Origin of the sequence: Uliginosibacterium silvisoli (genome assembly GCF_036017035.1) — a bacterium.
Taxonomy (GTDB): Bacteria; Pseudomonadota; Gammaproteobacteria; order Burkholderiales; family Rhodocyclaceae; genus Viridibacterium; species Viridibacterium silvisoli.
Genome location: NZ_JAYXHS010000004.1, coordinates 373437 through 392706 on the forward strand (window position 1 = coordinate 373437; position 19270 = coordinate 392706).

The following is a 19270-nucleotide window of genomic DNA, read 5'->3' on the forward strand; positions in this document are numbered from 1 at the left end:
ATGAAAACTCTTTCGCTATACCTTCTCGCCCTGTTGTTCTTGTCCGGCTGTGCTATAGGACCGACTGAGGCAGAACGCGAAGCAATCAAGCCCGTACGCTCGGCGAAGATTGCAGTGAATTACAGCCTTGCCGCAAAGCGCATCAACTACACGGAGACGCTTTATCGCGTGCTGTGGCTGGAAACAAAGACGTCCTCCCAGGATTTCTCAGGCATCTGGTCGCCCGATCAAGAAATCACAACGCATGTAACCACCACGCTACGCAAACAGAATTTCGGAGCGGATAGTGTGTATGAGGTCGTGAGTCCGTCAGTAATAGAGGCGGCCAACAGACGCACAACTCGTGATGTCACCAATAACGCCTCTGGCGCTCATCCCCAGATTGCCGGCACGAAGCTCATCCCGTACGAAGCATTCTTCAAAAAGGCACCGACGTCCGCCGAGTTCCTGGCCCTCGCCGAAGATTTGAAGAAAAAGAATTATCGCTACTTCCTGGAGTTGACGGCGATGGATCTATACGGAACGGCAATCGGCTATGGCATGGTCACTGTCGCCGCGAATCCGCACGCGCGCGTAATTGATCTGCAGACCAATGAAGTCATCTGGTCGCAGCAACTTTCCCATCAAGAGCTCTATCAGCTTGGCGGTGATCTGAAAAAACTCGAAGAAAACAGCATGAGCAAGACCAAGGAGGGCGTCGGCGCTGGAATTGGTAGATGGGATTTCATGAGCTTGTGGAACTTCAAGTAGACAATTGGCACTCTGCTCTGGGTCGTTTTTTCCAAGCGGAAAATAAAAAGGGACGCCATGGCGTCCCTTTTTATCGCCTCGAAACTCTTGCTTACAGCGCAGCCACCACTGCGTCGCCCATTTCGGAGCAGGACACGCGCTTGGTGCCTTCTTCGAAGATGTCGCCAGTGCGCAGGCCGGAGGCCAGCACCTTCTTGACGGCGGTTTCGATGCGCGTCGCAGTCTTCTCGTCGGCGAACGTGTAACGCATCATCATGGCGACAGACAGGATCATGGCCAGCGGGTTTGCCAGGTTCTTGCCGGCGATGTCCGGCGCGGAGCCATGGCAAGGCTCGTACATGCCCTTGTTGTTTTCATCCAGGGATGCGGACGGCAGCATGCCGATCGAGCCGGTGAGCATCGAGGCTTCGTCGGACAGGATGTCGCCGAACATATTGCCGGTAACGACCACGTCGAACTGCTTCGGCGCACGCACCAGTTGCATCGCACAGTTGTCGACCAGCATGTGGCTGAGTTCGACATCAGGATATTCAGCCGAGATTTCGATGATGACGTCGCGCCACAGTTGCGTGGTTTCGAGCACGTTCATCTTGTCGACCGAACACAGCTTCTTACTGCGCTTCTGCGCGGCCTTGAAAGCGACGTGGCCGATGCGGCGGATTTCGTCTTCGTTGTAGATCATCGTGTTGCGGCCAACGCGCTTGCCACCTTCTTCAGCGATGCCACGTGGCTCGCCGAAGTAGATGTCGCCGGTGAGTTCACGCACGATCATGATGTCGAGGCCGGAGACGATCTCAGGCTTCAGCGACGATGCATTGGCGAGTTCCGGATAGAGGATTGCCGGACGCAAGTTGGCGAACAGGTTCAGGTCCTTGCGGATACCCAGCAGGCCGCGCTCGGGGCGTTGCGGACGCGGCAGCACGTCCCACTTCGGGCCGCCGACAGCGGCGAGCAGCACGGCGTCAGCGGCACGTGCGGCCTTCTGCGTGGCTTCCGGGTAAGGCACGCCGGTCGCATCGACTGCGGCGCCACCGAGCAGGGCTTCTTCCAGCTCGATGTTCATGCCTTCCTTCTTGAACACGTCCAGCACGCGCAATGCCTGCGCCATGATTTCCGGACCGATGCCATCGCCTGGCAGATAACAGATCTTCATTTCTCTTCCTTTTGATACGTCATTCCCGCGAAAGCGGGAATCCACCAAGTAGGCCGTAGCTTACGCAAGAGTGGATTCCCTCCTTCGCGGGAATGACGGTGATTGGGTGTTTGTTATGCGAACAACCAGGGTTGCGCGGCCTTATGTTTTTCTTCGAACGCCTTGATGGCATCGGCATGCTGCAGCGTCAGGCCAATTTCATCGAGGCCATTTAGCAAGCAATGCTTGCGATGCGGCGTGATGTCGAAGCCGAAGCTGAAACCCGACGGCGTGGTCACGGTCTGCTTTTCCAGATCGACGTCGAGCTTGTAGCCCTCGGTCGCTTCCGCTTCCTTGAACAGGCGGTCGACGATCTCGGCAGAAGCGACGATGGGCAGGATGCCGTTCTTGTAGCTGTTGCTGAAGAAGATGTCGGCAAAAGACGGGGCGATCATGACGCTGAAGCCGAAGTCCTCGATGGCCCATGGCGCGTGTTCGCGCGAGGAGCCGCAGCCGAAGTTCTCACGGGCGAGCAGCACTTGCGCGCCCTGGTAGCGTGGCTTGTTCAGTACGAAGTCCGCATTCTTTGGACGATTCGTGCAGTCCATGCCTGGTTCGCCGTGGTCGAGGTAGCGCCATTCGTCGAACAGGTAAGGGCCGAAGCCGCTGCGCTTGATCGACTTGAGGAATTGCTTCGGAATGATCGCGTCGGTGTCGACGTTGGCGCGGTCGAGTGGAGCGACGAGGCCGTTGATGTGTTTGAAGGCTTTCATGTGTTTCTCCTTAAGCCGAGCGCACGTCGACGAAGTGACCGGCGATGGCAGCGGCGGCCGCCATGGCTGGGCTCACGAGGTGGGTGCGACCACCGGGGCCTTGGCGGCCTTCGAAGTTGCGGTTGGACGTGGATGCACAACGCTCGCCCGGCGAGAGACGGTCGGCGTTCATCGCGAGGCACATCGAGCAACCTGGCTCACGCCATTCGAAACCGGCTTCGATGAAGATCTTGTCCAGACCTTCTTCTTCGGCCTGACGCTTGACGATGCCAGAGCCCGGCACAACCATCGCCAGCTTCACGTTGCCAGCGACCTTCTTGCCCTTGGCGACGACAGATGCAGCGCGCAAGTCTTCGATACGCGAGTTGGTGCACGAACCGATGAAGACCTTGTCGATCTTGATGTCGGTGATCGGCATGTCGGCTTGCAGACCCATGTACTTCAACGCGTTTTCGATACCTGTGCGCTTGGTCGGATCTTGCTCGTTGGCAGGATTCGGCACCTTGCCACCGACGGCCAGCACCTGCTCGGGCGACGTGCCCCAGGTGACCTGCGGTTCGATGTCAGCGGCATTGAGTTCAACGACGGAGTCGAACTTCGCATCAGCGTCTGAGTGCAGCGTGTTCCAGTAGGCAACGGCTTTGTCCCATGCTTCACCGGTCGGCACGTTCGGGCGACCCTTGAGGTAGGCAACGGTCTTGTCATCGACGGCGATGATGCCGGCGCGTGCGCCCGCTTCGATGGCGAGGTTACAGACCGTCATGCGGCCTTCCATGGTCAGGTCACGGAACACGGAACCTGCGAACTCGATGCAGTAGCCCGTGCCGCCGGCGGTGCCGATCTTGCCGATGATGGCGAGCGCCACGTCCTTGGCGGTCACGCCGAGGCCCAGCTTGCCTTCGACCTTGACCTGCATGGCCTTGGACTTCTTCTGGATCAGCGTCTGCGTCGCGAGCACGTGCTCGACTTCAGACGTGCCGATGCCGTGCGCCAGCGCGCCGAACGCACCATGCGTAGCCGTGTGGCTGTCACCGCATACCACCGTCATGCCCGGCAGGATTGCGCCGTTCTCGGGAGCGATGACGTGGATGATCCCCTGGTTCTTGTGCTTGAACGGGAAGTAGATCAACGAGCCGAATTCCTTGATGTTGGCATCCAGCGTGTCGACCTGGGTCTTGGAGATCGGGTCTTCGATGTCGCGATCCCAGTTGTTGGTCGGCGTGTTGTGGTCAGGCACGGCCACCACCGACTTGTTGCGCCATGCCTTGCGGCCGGCCAGACGCAGACCTTCGAAGGCTTGCGGGCTGGTCACTTCGTGCACGAGGTGACGGTCGATGTAGAGAAGACAGGTACCGTCTTCTTCCTGGCGTGCGACGTGTGTGTCCCACAACTTGTCGTAAAGCGTCTTGCCAGCCATGGTTGGCTCCTTCGTTGGACTCGGGGATGAGAAACTGCGGGCGTTGGCGTGTGTTTCACCGGTAGCGTTCTACCTTGGTGTTCCACCATAGACCCGACAGCGCAGGTGCGCATGTTAGGCATGCGCCAGTACCAGAACAAGACTATTGTTTATACTGGTATCACCAGTAATAGCCTTGCTCATGAAATGGATACAAAAACAGATAGCCGCCGCAAGGAGCTCGGCGAGTTCTTGCAGGTGTTGCGTCAGCGCAGCGCGCCCGAGGCCTTCGGCTTCCCCGCGGGCAGCCGACGCCGCACGCAAGGACTACGGCGTGAGGAAATCGCTCAACTCGCCGGGATCAGCCCGACCTGGTACACCTGGCTCGAACAGGGGCGCGAAGTAAACGTCTCTGCTGATGCCTTGTCGCGGCTCGCGAAGGCTCTGCAGCTGACGCGACCCGAGCGAGCCTATCTCTTCGAAATGGCTGGACGGCGCGATGACGAGGAAAGCGCCCCGGTCGATGACGCCGCGCCGCCCGCGCTGATCGCCCTGCTGGAGGCGATTGGTGCGCCCGCCTACCTCATGGGGCGTTACTGGGATGTGCTGGCCTGGAACAAACCGGCCGCCGAGCTTTTCGCCGGCTGGCTCGACACGGCCGACAAACTACGCAAGAAAGCGCCGGAGACCACCCCCAACCTGCTGCGCTTCGTTTTTCTCGACCCTGCTGCCCGCAGCCTCATTGTGGACTGGGACATCCGCGCGCGTCGCCTCGCCGCAGAGTTCCGCGCCGACAGCCGCACACGGCTTGAAGAACCCGCATTGCAGAAACTCGTCGACGAACTCTCCCAGGCCAGCCCGGAGTTCACACAATTCTGGAAGCAGCACGATGTGCTGGAGCGTCAGGGCGGGCAACGCGACTTCAATCACCCGAAGCGCGGGTTGATCAGCTACCAGCAGGTCACGCTGCACCCGGTCGAGCAGGAGCAACTGAAACTGGTGATGCTCAAGCCCGCCTAGATCTTCGCCGCGTTCTTGCCGATCGCGTCAATCTCGGCCAGCACTTCAGCGATTTGATGCGTGCCGCGGGCGGCTTCGTTGAGCACGTCGGAGATTTCGTTAGTGGAATGCTCTTGCTCGTAGATCGCCGATGAAATCTCGCCTGACAAGCTGGAGACCGTCTTCATGATCTCGTTGATGCTGGTCATCGAGGAGAACACTAGGCGTGTGTTTTCCTGAACGTTGCCGATCATGGACTTGATGCTCGACGACGATGTCACGGTGTTCAGCGCCAGCGACTTCACCTCCTGCGCCACCACGGCAAAGCCCCTGCCCGCTTCGCCTGCGCGAGCCGCCTCGATAGCCGCATTGAGCGATAGCAGATTGGTACGTTCGGCAATCTCGGTGATGAAGCTCAGGATCTTGCCGATTTCCAGCGCCTGGTTGTTCAGCACCGTAATGTCGTTGCTGACCGTCGTTGTCAGGTTTACGGCCTTGCTGATCACCTGCATGACCTCTTTGATGTTCTGCGAGATGTCGTGAATGCTGTTCGCAACACCTTCCATCGCAGACGATCCGCCCTGCACGCTGCGATTGATGTTCTCGGAGTTGCCCGAGACCTCGGTGACTTTCGCCTCCATGACCGACAGGGTTTCACGCAGCGTCTGGCGCAGCAAGGTGCCGTATAGCGCGCTCGACAGCTGCACCTTGACGGCGTCGTAAATCGTGCCGTCTTTCGGCCCCATGCCAAACACGGCCAGCCCGATCAGCGTGTCGTTGAAGTGCAAGGGCTGCACGACCAGTTTCTGCCGCTCGCCCGCATTCGCGACAATCGAAGGAATGAAGTCGGCCACCGCTTGGCGTGCATGACTTCCTTCGAACTTGATGGCGCCGGACTTGTTGAACGCAGTAAGCACATTCAGATGACTCGGAATCGTCTTGCGATCTGAACCTTCCGGGTTGTCGTACACGGCAAGGTAGAACGAAGGAATGCCGAGCTTTGGCAGGTCTGCCTGGATGATCTTGAGGATGGAGGCCGTGTCGTGGGTCGTTGCCAGCTTCGCGCCAAGCTGACTGATGGAGCGCTCATGCGTCACCGTCTTCAGGTTGGCGGCATCGCGCAAACGACTCGCTGATTCACTCAACATGACGCGACTCTGCGCCCAGATGTCTTCAGCCTTGATGATCCTGCCGCGACGCCAGAGCGTCGGCAGCGCGTGCTTGCGGATGATCGAGATGTAGTTCTGCAGCAGATCCACAGGAATCTTCTGCGCTGCAAAGACCTTGACTGCATCGGTCAGGGCCGCCATGAAGACGCCATGTCGCTTCCAGCCGCGCAATTCCTGGCAGAAAGCGGCAACCAGCTTTTCGGCCGTATCAAGCAGTGAGGCCTCATCCAGTTTGGCGGAGCCCATGCTTTCGACAAGCGAATTCTTCATGGACATGGCCGTTGCACGGCGATTGAAGAAGCCCGCCATTTTCAGCATCTGCCCAGCACGGTCGGCAAGGCCGAATTTCTGGCCCATCGCGACCGAACCCGAGATGGCCATTTCCACCTTGTGCGAGAGACAACCGCAAGACTGGCCGACGACCAGCTTCGCAGGCAACTTCTCGTCACCCGGCGATTGCCCGGCGGCAGCGAGGTTGACCACTTCGAGCGCTTTGGCGCCCTGTGCGTCGCAAGGAAAGCTGACTGTCGTGACAGGCGGTGTGAGCGCACGTGCTTCGACCGTGTCGTTGCAACCCGCCACGGCCATGTCCTCAGGTACCCGAATGCTGCGCTTCTGGCAGTCCTCGATCAGACCGATGGCGATATTGTCGTTGACGCAAACAACGGCGTCGAAATCACGACCCGGAACGAAGCCCTTGTCGTCGATGAACAGCTTGAGCATCTCGGCTCCGCGCACCTTGTCCCAACCGCCGAAGGGCGAGATGCGTTGATCGTCGACCGCGATATTGTTTTCGTTGAGCACATCAACGTAGGCCTGAAAACGCTCTTTCGCATAAGCGTGGGTTTCAGGTCCGCGAATGAAGATGATCTTGCGCTTGCCGTGCTTGTGGATCAGGTGTTCGACCACCAGGCGCATGCCGGCATAGCTGTCGGTCGACACCACGGGGAACGGGGGAATCTTCAGGGTCAGCGTGACGACCGGCACCGGCGCATAGCGCTTGTAGTAGGTGTTGGTGAAATTGTCGGCGTCGGATGAAGCCCAGGTGATAACGCCGTGATAGCTCGCGTTGATGAGATCGTAGATGGCTGCGCCCGGGTCCTTGCCAAGCTGACCGCCACGGAAGATCACCAGATGCTGATCCTGCTTCTCCGTCGCGTCGAGAATCCCCTCGAGCAGCAACTCCTGGGTACTTCCACCCACCAACTCGCGGGTCATGTACGCGACAGGCTTTTTCGACAATGCCATTTACTTGAGTCTCCTGCAGGTAGCTACCGTCACTACCTGGAACCTGCTGTTGAATCTGCTGTATTGCCAAGAGGCCAGGCCAGTTAAAGGCCGAGGCTCCAAGGACTAGCGGCCTTGCAGGCAGAAACTTGATGGACGGTTCCGGGAGGGAGAACGGGATTTACGAGGGACGTAAGCGATTGATGTAAAAAGGAAAAAACAAAGACCCTGTGTGCCGGGAAACGCCACACAAGGCCCTCGATACAAAACGTCACACCCCACCTTGAGCGGGGTCAGAAATCTACGCAGCGCGTGCTTGTTCCAGCACCAGTTTGTACTCGATCGCGTCCACCAGCGCTTTCCAGCTGGCGTCGATGACGTCCGTCGACACGCCGATGGTCGTCCACTTTTCGGAATGATCGGCCGTCTCGATGAGCACACGTACCTTGGCAGCAGAAGCCTTGTCCGAATCGAGCACGCGCACCTTGTAGTCCGTGAGTTTCATCTCGGCGATGACCGGGTAGAAACGCTCCAGCGCCTTGCGCGCCGCCTTGTCCAACGCATTCACGGGACCATCGCCTTCGGCTGCGGTGATCTCCTCTTCGCCGCCCACTGCGATCTTCACCAGCGCATTTGAATTGATGCCGTTCAGTGAAGGCTCGTTGACGATGACCTTGAACTCCTTCAGCTCGAAGAAGGGTTGATGCTTGCCGAGCAGCTTGCGCACGACGAGTTCGAACGAGCTCTCGGCCGTCTCGAACTGATAGCCCTCGTGCTCGAGCTCCTTGAGCTTGTCGACGATCTTCTGCGTCTCGGGCGAGTCCTTGGTCAGCGTGGCGTCGAGTTTGTTGATACGCGCCAGCAGCGTGCTGCGACCTGCCACTTCGCTCATCAGGATGCGGCGGCTATTGCCCACCACTTCCGGGTTGATGTGCTCGTAGGAGATCGGGTTCTTGTTCACTGCATCGATGTGCATGCCGCCCTTGTGCGCGAACGCATCGTTGCCCACGTACGGGGCCTTCTCGTTGTGCGGCATGTTGGCGATTTCGCTCACGCTGCGCGCCAGCGAAGTCAGGTGCACGAGGCTGCCGGCAGGCAGACAGCGCTTGTCCAGCTTGAGTTCGATATTCGGGATGATGGCGCACAGGTTGGCGTTGCCACAGCGCTCGCCGATGCCGTTGATGGTGCCCTGCACCTGCGTTGCTCCCGCCTGCACGGCAGCGATGGAATTGGCGACCGCCATCTCGCAATCGTTATGGCAATGAATGCCGATTTCCACTTTCGGGAAGTGTTCCGCCACCAAGGCGGTCACCTTGCCGATCACGTCCGGGAAGGTGCCGCCATTTGTGTCGCACAGACACAGACAGTCAGCGCCGGCATCGGCAGCCGCTTTCAGTGCCTGCAATGCGTATTCAGGATTGGCCTTGTAGCCATCGAAGAAATGCTCGGCGTCGAACACCACTTCCTTGCCCTGAGATTTCAGGTACACGATGGTGTCGCCGATCATGGCGAGGTTTTCTTCGAGCGTGGTGCGCAGGATGGCTGTGACCTGGTAGTCCCAGCTCTTGCCGAAAATGGCGACGGCCTCTGTGTTCGCGCTAAGCAGCGAGCGCAGGTTGTTGTCGTCTTCGGCGCGGATGCCGATCTTGCGCGTTGCGCCGAACGCGATGATCTTGCTGTGTTGCAGCTTCAGTTCGCCAATGCGACGGAAGAACTCCAGATCCTTCGGGTTGGAGCCTGGATTGCCTGCTTCGATGTAGCTCACGCCCAAGGCATCGAGGCGTTCGACAATCTTGATCTTGTCTTCCACGGAATAGGAAATCCCTTGCGCCTGGGCTCCATCGCGCAAAGTGGAATCGTAAACGTGGACAAGCTGACTCATTACAGGCTCCTGCAAATACGGGCAATCTTTCGAACCCGCGATTTTGACAGAAAGTAGGCATCCCGTCTTTCACCGGGCGTAAGGCCCGCGCACGGCACATCGCCACGACTGTGCCAGAATCCTCAATACGGGCCCACGGCCGGCCAGCGCCATACAGAAACCCATGGACGAAAAACATTACCTTTCGCCACTGTTCGAACCGCAAAGCGTTGCCATCATCGGTGCCACCGTGCGGGAAGGTGCGCTGGGTTACGTCCTGATCGGCAATATGCTGGCCTCTGGCTACAAGGGAACCTTGTACGCGGTCAATCCAAAGTACAAGGCGGTCCAGGGCGTGCAGTGTTACCGCCGCATTGGTAATGTGCCGCCCCGCGTCGACCTGGCCATCATTGCAACGCCCGCCGATACGGTGCCCGGCATCATCGATGAATGCGGCAAGGCAGGCGTGCGGTTCGCCGTCGTGCTATCGGCCGGTTTCGGCGAAAACGGCGCAGCCGGGGCCAGGCTTGAAATGCAGGCGGTGCGAAGCGCGCGCCGATATGGCTTGCGCCTGCTCGGGCCGAACAGCCTCGGTGTGGCCCGCCCGGAAATCGGGCTCAACGCCACTTTCGCGCACGGCAAACCCATTCCGGGGTCGATCGGCTTCATCTCCCAGTCCGGCTCGCTGTGCGCCGCCATCCTCGATTACGCGCGGCCCAACCAGGTGGGGTTTTCCAACGTCGTCTCGCTGGGTCTGTCCAGCGATCTGGATTTCGGCGAGATCCTCGATTACATGGTGTGGGACTTCCGCACCGAAAGCATCCTGCTCTATATCGAAGGCATTCGCGACGCGCGCCGCTTCCTGTCCGCCCTGCGTGCGGCAGCGCGTGCCAAACCGGTGTTGATTCTCAAGGTCGGCCGTCACCCGGTGGGTTTGCGCGCCGCTCAACAGCATACGGGCGCAGTGGCGGGCGATGATGCGGTGTTCGACGCGGCATTGCGACGCGCGGGAGTGATCCGCCTCTACAACCTGAGCCAGCTCTACGCTGCGTCGAAAGCGCTGTTCGCGCACTTCCGCCCACGCGGCAATCGCCTCGCAATCATCACGAATGGCGGCGGCCCTGGTGTCATGGCGGCAGACCGCGCAGGCGATCTGGGCATCCCGCTGGCTCAGCTGTCGACAAAGACGCTGACGCGCCTCGACAAGATCCTGCCGCCGCACTGGTCGCTGGACAATCCGATCGATCTGATCGGCGACTCCGATCCCGAACGGTATGCCAATGCGTTGGCGGCGCTGCTCGATGACGAGGGCGTCGACGGTGTGCTGTGCCTGCTCACGCCGCAAGCCATGACCCGACCCAACGACGTCGCCCAGCACGTCATCACACAGCGCAAGCGTACGGAGAAGCCGATCCTGACGTGCTGGCTCGGCGAGGACCAGACCCGCGATGCGCGTGAGGCCTTTCGCGTCGCGGGTATCCCGTCCTTGCGCACGCCCGAGATCGCGGTCGAGTTGTTTGCCAACCTGAGCGCCTATTACCGCAATCAGGGTTTGCTTACACAGGTCGCGGCGCCTCTGGGAAACAAGCGAGCCCCTCTGCTCGATGCGGCGCGCCTGCTGATCGACAATGCGCTGGTCGGTCATCGCATGCAGCTGCTACGCCAGGAGTGCATGGCGATCCTGAGCGCGTTTCATATCCCGACGCGCGCCATGCAGCTCGCTCGCTCGCCACAACAGGTTGCCGAGATGGCCGGGATGATGGGTTTTCCCATCGTGATGCGGCCCAATGCCTGTGTCGCAAAGATACGCAGCGCCGTACTCATCCGTCGCAACATCAATGATGCAGCGGCCGCTCAGCAGGCGTATGAGGATATCGCCGGCGAACTGCGTCGGCATTCGCCAGAAAGCATGCATTACGGCATCTGTATCGAGCATGTCACGCGCTCGCCGTTCGAGCGCGAATTGATGGTGCGCGTCTGGCGTGACCCCGTGCTTGGCCCGGTGATCGGTTTCGGCGAGCGCAGTCTCGATCCGGATTACTGGCCAGATCGCGCAGTCGCCCTGCCCCCGCTCAACGCTTATCTGGTACGGGATCTGGTCCAGGGCACGCGCGCAGCCAAGGTCATGAGCCAGCGCGATGACATGCCCGCGGCACGCGTCGATCTGATCGAGGACATCCTCCTGCGCGTTTCGGAAATGATCTGCGAGCTACCGTGGATTCAGTCGCTTGAACTCAACCCGCTGCGCGTCGACGATCGTCAGGCGGTGGTCACCGACGCGCGCATCACTATAGGCAGCATTCCGCCAGGCGCTGGCCGCTATGACCACATGGCGATCCACCCCTATCCGAGCGATCTCATTTCGCATTGGCAGCTCAGGGATGGCACGCCAGTCCTGGTGCGCCCGCTGAAACCCGAGGATGCCGAACTCGAACAGCGTTTCGTTCAGGGGCTATCGCCGGAGACGCGCTATTTCCGCTTCATGAGCGCCGTGCGTGAGCTGCCACCTGCGCTATTGGCCAAACTCACGCAGATCGACTATGACCGCGAGATCGCCTTGATTGCCACCATCGAGGAAGGTGACGAAACGATCGAGATCGGCGTCTGTCGCTACGCAACCAACCCGGATGGGCGTAGTTGCGAGTTTGCCATTGTCATTGGCGACAAATGGCAGAAGAGCGGATTGGGTCGTTACATGATGAACCAGCTCATTGACACCGCCCGTACGCGCGGCCTGCAAGTCATGAAGGGCGTATTCCTTGCCAGCAACGAGCGCATGCTGCGTTTTGCACAAAGCCTCGGATTCGTACTGAGCGTCGACGCCGAAGATCCCACCATGAAAAATGGCGAGCTGGATCTGCTCGGCCCGGTAAGCCGCAAATAATGAAACTTGCCAAGCAAGCATGGCTTTCACGACAATTGGCCCGCTTCACTCCCTTCTCTCCAGCCGCTGAAAGCGACTCGCTATGACTCATCGCTGCACCTGGGCGGGCAACGACCCGCTGTACGTCAAATATCATGATGAAGAATGGGGCGTGCCCGTCCATGACGATCGCAAGCTCTTTGAATTCCTCATCCTCGAAGGTGCGCAGGCAGGCCTTTCCTGGATCACCATCCTCCGCAAGCGCGAGCACTACCGCGCCGCGTTCCACGGCTTCAATCCGAAGCGCGTGGCCGAGTTTGGGGAGAAAGACATCATTCGTTTGATGTCCAACGATGGCATCGTCCGCAACCGCCAGAAGATCCAGGCAGCGATCGGCAACGCGCGAGCTTTCCTGGAAGTACAAGCCGAGCATGGCACTTTCGCCGAGTACATGTGGGGCTTCGTTGACGGCAAGCCCATCCACAATCACTGGAAAGCCGGCGAGGTCCCGGCAAAGACAGAAGTGTCTGACGCCCTGTCAGCAGACTTGCAGAAGCGTGGCTTCAAATTTGTCGGCAGCACTATCTGTTACGCACACATGCAGGCCGTGGGCATGGTCAACGACCACACGACAGATTGCTTCAGGCACGCAGAACTGCTGGGTTGAGCTCGGCCAGTCGGCCGGTTTCCCCGCCCCACTTCAGCACAAAGACGGACCTTTGCATGACGACTATTTCCGGACTGTCCGGTAACGAGATCTACTGCTTGCGGCGTCTGGGCTATACGCCGGGCGAGTTGGTCATAGGCAACAGCGTGATCTCGCTCGGATTGCTCGGTGGCATTGCAGCCGGCCTCAAGACCCTGGCTGGCGGAGAGGTCAGCGGCGTCACCTCCATCATTCACGATGGTCGCAAACGGGCGATCGAGCGCCTGCACATGGAAGCCGGACATAACGGCGGCTATGGCGTGACGGGCGTATCGAGTGAGTTGATCCTTCACGGCGGCAATATCGAGTTTCTCGCCATCGGCTCATGTGTGCGCCAGGGTACAGAGCGCTCGCGTACTCCGGCTTTTTCAAGCGCATGTGATGGGCAAGCTCTCTATTGCCTGCAAGACGCGGGCTTCACGCCGAAGCATTTTGTCTTCGGCAATGTCGCGTATTCGGTTGGCCTGGGTGGTGGGTTCCTGGGCTTATTGCGCAGCCTTGGCCGCGGCGAAGTGACCGAATTCTCCGAAGTTTTCAACCGCACACGGCATCTCGCGCTGGAGCGCATTCGCCAGGAGGCCCGTGAGCTGGGTGCCAATGCTGTGACGGGAATCCGTACCTCCATCCTGCCACTGGCGGGCATGCAGGAGATGGTCATGACGGGTACTGCGTGCACGCATCCCGCGCTTCCCGCTTCTGCCTGGCCTGTCACCAGCGACCTGACGCATGAAGAGATGTGGAATCTCGCCAACCAGGGCTACATGCCGGTGCAACTCGTACTCGGCGTCTCGGTCTATTCGCTCGGCCTGGTCGGGGGGATTTCTTCCTTCTTCAAATCCTTCGTCCGCGGTGAGATCAGCGAACTGACGAGCCTGATATACGAAGCCCGTGAACGTGCGCTGATCAAGATTGGCGAAGATGCGCGTGAGGCCGGGGCCGATGAGGTGTTGGGCGTGAAGACCTACGTCTACAACCTGGGAGGCGGCATCATTGAATTTCTGGCGATTGGCACTGCCGTGCGCAAGCTGGATGGCGCGCTTACGCGCAGCGAGAATCTGCTCCCACAGGCCATCATTCGCGATCAGGATACGTTTGTTAACACAGTCGATCGCTCGACTTCGTACTCGCTTGAGCGCCCCACCAATGCTCGCGGATCGATCGGGCTCTTTACGGGCATGGGTTTTGCGCTGATCGCTCTGGTGGTGTTCGTCTTCAAACTGTTTGCAGTGTTTCACTGAAAGCGCGGCCTGGCTCATAGGCCCGGCACCTCGGCGCAGGTATACTCTCTGCAACTGGTGCAACGCTGCAAATATGACTACGACATCGCAACGAATCGACTATAACGGACTGCCTGCCGTTCACCTGTGCTCGCCAGACGGCGCCGAAGCCATCGTGCTGGAACATGGCGGCCACCTCGTGTCCTGGAAGCCTGCCAACGGCGCGGAACGCATCTACATGTCTCCGAACGCTGTATTCAAGGAAGGCACGCCTGTGCGCGGTGGCGTGCCGGTGATCTTCCCGCAATTCGGCCTGCGCGGCCCCTTGCAGGGACACGGTTTTGCCCGCCGCATGAACTGGCAGTTGGTGGATGCGCGTGTCGGCGAAGATTACGCGCTTGCGCATCTGCGCCTGAGTGACACGCCGGAAACACGTGAGCATTGGCCACACGAATTTGCGCTGGAAATTGCAGTGAACATTTCGGGCGCACGCCTCGACATCGAACTGGAAGTCAGCAATACGGGCAGCAGCACGTTTGACTTCATGGCAGCCCTGCACACCTACCTTGCCGTCAAGGAGGTTGAAGAATGCGGTGTGGAAGGCTTGAGTGGCCTGGCCTGCGAAGACATGCTGACTGGCAAGCAATTCCGGGAAACGAAGAGCTCCTTCACGATTGACCAGGAAGTTGACCGCGTTTACCACGACACCACGAAGCCGCTGATGCTCAACGAACCACATCGGGGTGTTGTCATCCAATCCGAGAACATGCCGGATACGGTTATCTGGAATCCGTGGGAAGTACGTTGTGCCGAGCTGGCCGACATGCCCAAGGATGGTTTCCGTCGCATGCTGTGCGTGGAAGCGGCGGTCATCCGTGATCCGGTCAAGCTGGAGCCAGGCGGCGAATGGTGGGGGCGCCAGACCTTCGTAGCAATGGAGTAAGCCCTCTCCTCAAACAAAACGCCATTGCCGCTCGCGCGACAATGGCGTTTTTCTTTGTGGCACCAGGAGTCAGATCAGGCGTCTTGTCAGGCGTTTTATCCGAGACCGTTTGCGAGATCAGCCTTGATGTCCTCCGCCGACTCGAGACCGACAGCCAATCGCAGCAAGCTGTCCTTGATACCGGCAGCAGCACGCGCATCTGCGGAGATGCGGCCGTGAGTGGTCGTACCAGGGTGGGTGATCGTCGTACGTGTGTCACCCAGATTGGCGGTAATCGACAGCATGCGCGTGCCATCCACCACGCGCCACGCACCATCCTTGCCACCCTTCACCTCGAAGGCGACGATCGCACCGCCGCTCTTCTGTTGGCGCAACGCGAGTTCGTGCTGTGGGTGTGAGGGCAAGCCCGGGTAATAGACGCGCTCGATGCCTGGTTGAGCCTCCAGCCATTGAGCAATCGCCAGCGCACTGGCCGATTGCGCTTCCATGCGGATGCGCAAAGTTTCCAGGCCCTTCAATATGACCCATGCATTGAATGGCGAGATACTCGGCCCGGCCGTCCGCAGGAACTTGAACACTTCGTCGAGCAGGACCTTGTTGCCGACGACGGCACCGCCGAGCACACGCCCTTGCCCATCGAGGTATTTCGTTGCCGAATGAATCACGAGATCGGCGCCAAGCTCCAACGGCTTTTGCAGCGCAGGCGTACAGAAGCAATTGTCGACGGCAAGCCAGGCACCCGCTTTCTTCGCGATTGCTGAAACCGCTGCAATGTCGACAAGCTGCGTCAGCGGGTTGGAAGGCGTTTCGACAAAAACCAGCTTGGTGGTCGGGCGCACCGCGGCTTCGTATTCGGGCAAATCGGTTGCCGATACGAAAGTTGTCTCGACACCGAACTTCGCCATGTAGGCATTGAAGAAAGTCTGCGTCGAGCCGAACAAGCCGCGCGAAGCGATGATGTGATCGCCCGACTTCAACAAGGCCATGCAGGTCGCCAGAATTGCCGCCATGCCCGTAGAGGTCGCGACACAGGCTTCGCCACCCTCGAGCGCCGCAAGACGCACCTGCAGCATGTCTACCGTAGGATTGGTGAAGCGTGAATAGATCATGCCGTCTTCTTCGCCGCAGAAGCGACGTGCCGCCTCTGCGGCATTGTTGAAGACGAAACTTGACGTCAGGTACAGCGATTCGCTGTGCTCGCCGTACTGACTGCGCAGCGTGCCTGCGCGCACGGCGAGTGTATCGAAATCGAGGGGTGTCACTTCCTCAACTCGACCAAGTGGTGCACTCTCTTCTTTGCTCATGGCATATCTCCGGAAACAAAAAACCCGTTCAGCTCTGACGAGTCGGAACGGGTTGAGAATTCATCCCATTCTCTTTAGCTGTATTTGTAATGCGCCCGCAAGCTGTATATCAAATCGGCGCGACTGCTGCTTCCAGTACGTTAAAGCCCTTGGCAGAGGGCTGTCAAGGTTGTTGTGTCAGCCCGAGACCAGATTCAGATCCAGCTGACCGCCCTCGCCATCTTCGGACTCACTCTTGTTACTTTCGGCGCGACCACCTTCGATCTCGTCGAGGTATTCGCTCGTGATGTCACCTGTGACATACACGCCGTCAAAGCACGAAGTCTCGAACTCCTTGATGACCGGATTGAGTGAACCCACGGCCGCCTTGAGGTCATCCAGAGTCTGGTAGATCAACGCATCCGCGCCAATTTCCTGACCGATCTCCTCTTCATTGCGGAAGGAAGCAATCAACTCATTCTTGCTCGGCATGTCGATGCCATACACATTGGCATGACGCACTGGCGGCGCTGCGGAGGCCATATACACCTTGGTGGCTCCTGCTTCGCGCGCCATGGTGATGATCTCGCGGCTGGTCGTGCCGCGCACGATGGAGTCATCCACCAGCAGCACGTTCTTGCCGACGAATTCCTGATGGATCGCGTTCAGTTTCTGGCGAACCGATTTCTTGCGGATCGCCTGGCCCGGCATGATGAAGGTGCGACCGATGTAGCGATTCTTGACGAAGCCTTCGCGATAGGCGATGCCCAGATTGCTGGCCAACTCCATGGCTGCAGAACGGCTCGAATCCGGAATCGGGATCACCACGTCGATATTCAGATGAGAAAAGTCGCGGCGGATGCGCTCGGCGAGATAGGTTCCCATCTTGACGCGGCTCTCGTACACCGAGATGCCATCGATGAGCGAGTCGGGACGAGCGAGGTACACGAACTCGAACATGCACGGTGCATACGGCCGTGGCTCTGCACATTGACTGCTCGAGAACTTGCCGCGTGTATCAACCAGGATGGCCTCACCCGGCATCACGTCACGCAGCACCTTGAAGCCCAGCACATCCATCGCAACGCTTTCGGATGCAACCATGTACTCCTTGCCGCCCGCAGCATCGTTCTCTCCGATGATGAGCGGGCGAATGCCGTAGGGATCACGGAAAGCCAACAGACCATAGCCAGCAATCATCACCACTGCGGCGTAAGCGCCACGTGCGCGGCGATGCACGCCTGCCACTGCACGGAAAATGGTTTCCTCATCGAGACGGAACGAACCACCGGAAGCCTCCTGCAGCTCATGTGCCAGCACGTTGAGCAGCACCTCGGAGTCCGAGTTGGTGTTCATGTGGCGCAGGTCAGCGAGGTACATCTCGCGCTTGAGCGCATCTGCATTCGTCAGGTTGCCGTTGTGGGCAAGCATCAGGCCGAACGGGGAGTTCACATAGAAGGGCTGTGCTTCGGCGGGGTTGTAGGCCGAGCCCGCCGTCGGGTAACGACAGTGGCCGATGCCCCAGTTGCCGTCGAGGCTGCGCATATTGCGCGTGCGGAACACGTCACGAACCAGCCCGGGGCCCTTGTGCATGTGAAAGCGCCCACCATCGGCTGTCGCGATGCCGGCGGCATCCTGGCCGCGATGTTGAAGGACTTGCAAACCGTCATAGAGCAGCTGATTGACGGGCGTAGTCGCCATCACGCCGATAATTCCGCACATAGATCACCTATCACCGATACTTGATTCGTGCCGCCAAATCCTTGGGCAACCAAGGCTTGAGGGCGATAACAATCGTTTCCAGTGGCGGCGCGAAGATTGATTCTCGCCACCATTGCTCGCGTGGCAACGAGCTGAAACCTGCACAAGCCACTACCACTACTGCAATCAGTACGCCGCGCGCGATGCCGAACACTGCGCCGGCCAATCTGTCCGTTGCCCCCAAGCCTACTGCCGACAGCATCTCGCGCAGGAGGGTCCGCAACAGCGCCAGCACCAGCAAGACCAGCACAACGATGACGACAAAGGCCATGGCCCATTGCAGCCAGGGGGCCGACACAATGCCCGACAGCTTCGGCGCCAGCATGTCCGCAAACTGGTTCGCGACAATAAAGGCCGCAATCCAGCTGACCAGCGCAAACAACTCGCCTATCAGACCACGCCAAGCTCCGAGCAGCAGACTCAAAGCCAGCACAATCAGGAAAACCAGATCAAATGCAGTCATTACCTGACTTGCACATATGCCACGACGACGTGAAAACTCACTTTGTCGTCACGACGCCATTCAAACCACCCTGTTTCAGCCGCGTGGCTGCAGCGTCTGCAGCTTGTCGCGTCTTGAACGGCCCAACACGCACCCGCGTCTTGTCTCCAACCTTATCGGTAGTTGCGGTCATTCCTGCCCGCTTCAACTGGGCCTGCACAGATTTGACGTTCTCGGGGTCGCGATAGGCCCCCAGTTGAACGAAAAAGCGTGTCTCCGTGGCCGGCACAGGCAGGGCCTCGCCTTCCAGGGCGGCTTTTGCACGCGCCTCCGCACTGATGGATGACTTGGCTGACGATTCGGCAGGTTTGCTCGAAGCCGCGTGGCTTGAAGTTGCGCTGGGCGCTGCTGCCGCGGCGGGGACGGCCATGCTGGCCGCGGACGAGGATGCCACAGTGGTCGTTGGCATCTCGGGATCGGTAGGCGGAACGAGCGGAGCAGCCGGTTGCGGGCTAGCCGCCGGAACAGATGCGCCCGGCGCGGTAGTGATGAGGCGCGACGTGTAGTTGCTGCCTTCCTGACTCGGGATGCGGATCTGCAGATCGTTGCCACCGGAATGCGGCTCGCTGTCCATCACCATCGGCAGGAATACGGCGGCGGCTAGAACCAGTGCGATGGCACCAATCAGGCGGCGGCGGGCGCGCTTTTTCAGCTCAAGCTGGGCGTCGGTATCTGCCATTAAAGGGCC

The 19270-nt window shown here is 59.5% G+C and carries 15 protein-coding genes; 6 read left to right on the forward strand and 9 right to left on the reverse strand.

Features of this window, described 5'->3' with window-relative positions; translation table 11 throughout:
- Positions 1–750 (forward strand): hypothetical protein, encoded by a 750-nt coding sequence (locus VVD49_RS19545; protein WP_327600910.1) that lies wholly within the window; start codon positions 1–3, stop codon positions 748–750.
- 91 nt (positions 751–841) lie between these two features.
- On the opposite strand, the gene leuB is transcribed toward VVD49_RS19545, so the two are convergent.
- From leuB to leuC, 3 genes are all read right to left on the reverse strand, one after another.
- Positions 842–1903, reverse strand: coding sequence for a 3-isopropylmalate dehydrogenase (gene leuB, locus VVD49_RS19550; RefSeq protein ID WP_327600911.1), 1062 nt, complete (start codon positions 1901–1903; stop codon positions 842–844).
- 113 nt (positions 1904–2016) lie between these two features.
- Positions 2017–2655: a 3-isopropylmalate dehydratase small subunit gene (gene leuD / locus VVD49_RS19555; RefSeq protein WP_327600912.1), complete on the reverse strand. Its 639-nt coding sequence runs from the start codon at positions 2653–2655 to the stop codon at positions 2017–2019.
- 10 nt (positions 2656–2665) lie between these two features.
- A complete protein-coding gene (gene leuC, locus VVD49_RS19560) occupies positions 2666–4072 on the reverse strand; it encodes a 3-isopropylmalate dehydratase large subunit (RefSeq protein ID WP_327600913.1) in 1407 nt (468 codons plus the stop codon).
- Positions 4073–4258: 186 nt separating this feature from the next.
- On the opposite strand from leuC, the gene VVD49_RS19565 reads away from it, so the two are divergent.
- Positions 4259–5071: a helix-turn-helix transcriptional regulator gene (locus VVD49_RS19565; protein ID WP_327600914.1), complete on the forward strand. Its 813-nt coding sequence runs from the start codon at positions 4259–4261 to the stop codon at positions 5069–5071.
- Here VVD49_RS19565 and VVD49_RS19570 read toward each other — a convergent pair.
- Both VVD49_RS19570 and cimA read right to left on the reverse strand, forming a co-directional pair.
- Positions 5068–7467, reverse strand: a complete 2400-nt coding sequence (locus VVD49_RS19570) for a methyl-accepting chemotaxis protein (RefSeq protein WP_327600915.1) — start codon at positions 7465–7467, stop codon at positions 5068–5070. The genes VVD49_RS19565 and VVD49_RS19570 overlap by 4 nt on opposite strands.
- A 280-nt stretch (positions 7468–7747) precedes the next feature.
- The gene (gene cimA / locus VVD49_RS19575) at positions 7748–9328 is read right to left on the reverse strand and encodes a citramalate synthase (RefSeq protein WP_327600916.1); all 1581 of its coding nucleotides are present in this window, start codon (positions 9326–9328) and stop codon (positions 7748–7750) included.
- 163 nt (positions 9329–9491) lie between these two features.
- On the opposite strand from cimA, the gene VVD49_RS19580 reads away from it, so the two are divergent.
- The 4 genes from VVD49_RS19580 to VVD49_RS19595 all read left to right on the forward strand — a co-directional run bounded on the left by VVD49_RS19580 (position 9492) and on the right by VVD49_RS19595 (position 15036).
- The gene (locus VVD49_RS19580; protein ID WP_327600917.1) at positions 9492–12191 is read left to right on the forward strand and encodes a bifunctional acetate--CoA ligase family protein/GNAT family N-acetyltransferase; all 2700 of its coding nucleotides are present in this window, start codon (positions 9492–9494) and stop codon (positions 12189–12191) included.
- Positions 12192–12273: 82 nt separating this feature from the next.
- Positions 12274–12837 (forward strand): DNA-3-methyladenine glycosylase I, encoded by a 564-nt coding sequence (locus VVD49_RS19585; RefSeq protein ID WP_327600918.1) that lies wholly within the window; start codon positions 12274–12276, stop codon positions 12835–12837.
- Positions 12838–12893: 56 nt separating this feature from the next.
- Entirely contained in the window at positions 12894–14114 is a 1221-nt protein-coding gene (locus tag VVD49_RS19590; protein WP_327600919.1) for a heavy metal-binding domain-containing protein, read from the forward strand.
- A 73-nt stretch (positions 14115–14187) separates the two neighbouring features.
- Entirely contained in the window at positions 14188–15036 is an 849-nt protein-coding gene (locus tag VVD49_RS19595) for a D-hexose-6-phosphate mutarotase (RefSeq protein WP_327600920.1), read from the forward strand.
- Positions 15037–15131: 95 nt separating this feature from the next.
- On the opposite strand, the gene VVD49_RS19600 is transcribed toward VVD49_RS19595, so the two are convergent.
- The 4 genes from VVD49_RS19600 to VVD49_RS19615 form a co-directional block, all read right to left on the reverse strand.
- Positions 15132–16340: an O-succinylhomoserine sulfhydrylase gene (locus VVD49_RS19600; protein WP_327600921.1), complete on the reverse strand. Its 1209-nt coding sequence runs from the start codon at positions 16338–16340 to the stop codon at positions 15132–15134.
- Between the two features lie 177 nt (positions 16341–16517).
- Positions 16518–18041, reverse strand: coding sequence for an amidophosphoribosyltransferase (purF, locus tag VVD49_RS19605; RefSeq protein ID WP_327600922.1), 1524 nt, complete (start codon positions 18039–18041; stop codon positions 16518–16520).
- A 10-nt stretch (positions 18042–18051) separates the two neighbouring features.
- A complete protein-coding gene (locus tag VVD49_RS19610; protein WP_327600923.1) occupies positions 18052–18543 on the reverse strand; it encodes a CvpA family protein in 492 nt (163 codons plus the stop codon).
- 37 nt (positions 18544–18580) lie between these two features.
- Positions 18581–19261 carry an SPOR domain-containing protein gene (locus VVD49_RS19615; protein ID WP_327600924.1) on the reverse strand — a complete coding sequence of 227 codons (681 nt, stop codon included), beginning with the start codon at positions 19259–19261 and terminating at the stop codon, positions 18581–18583.
- Positions 19262–19270 lie beyond the last annotated feature (9 nt).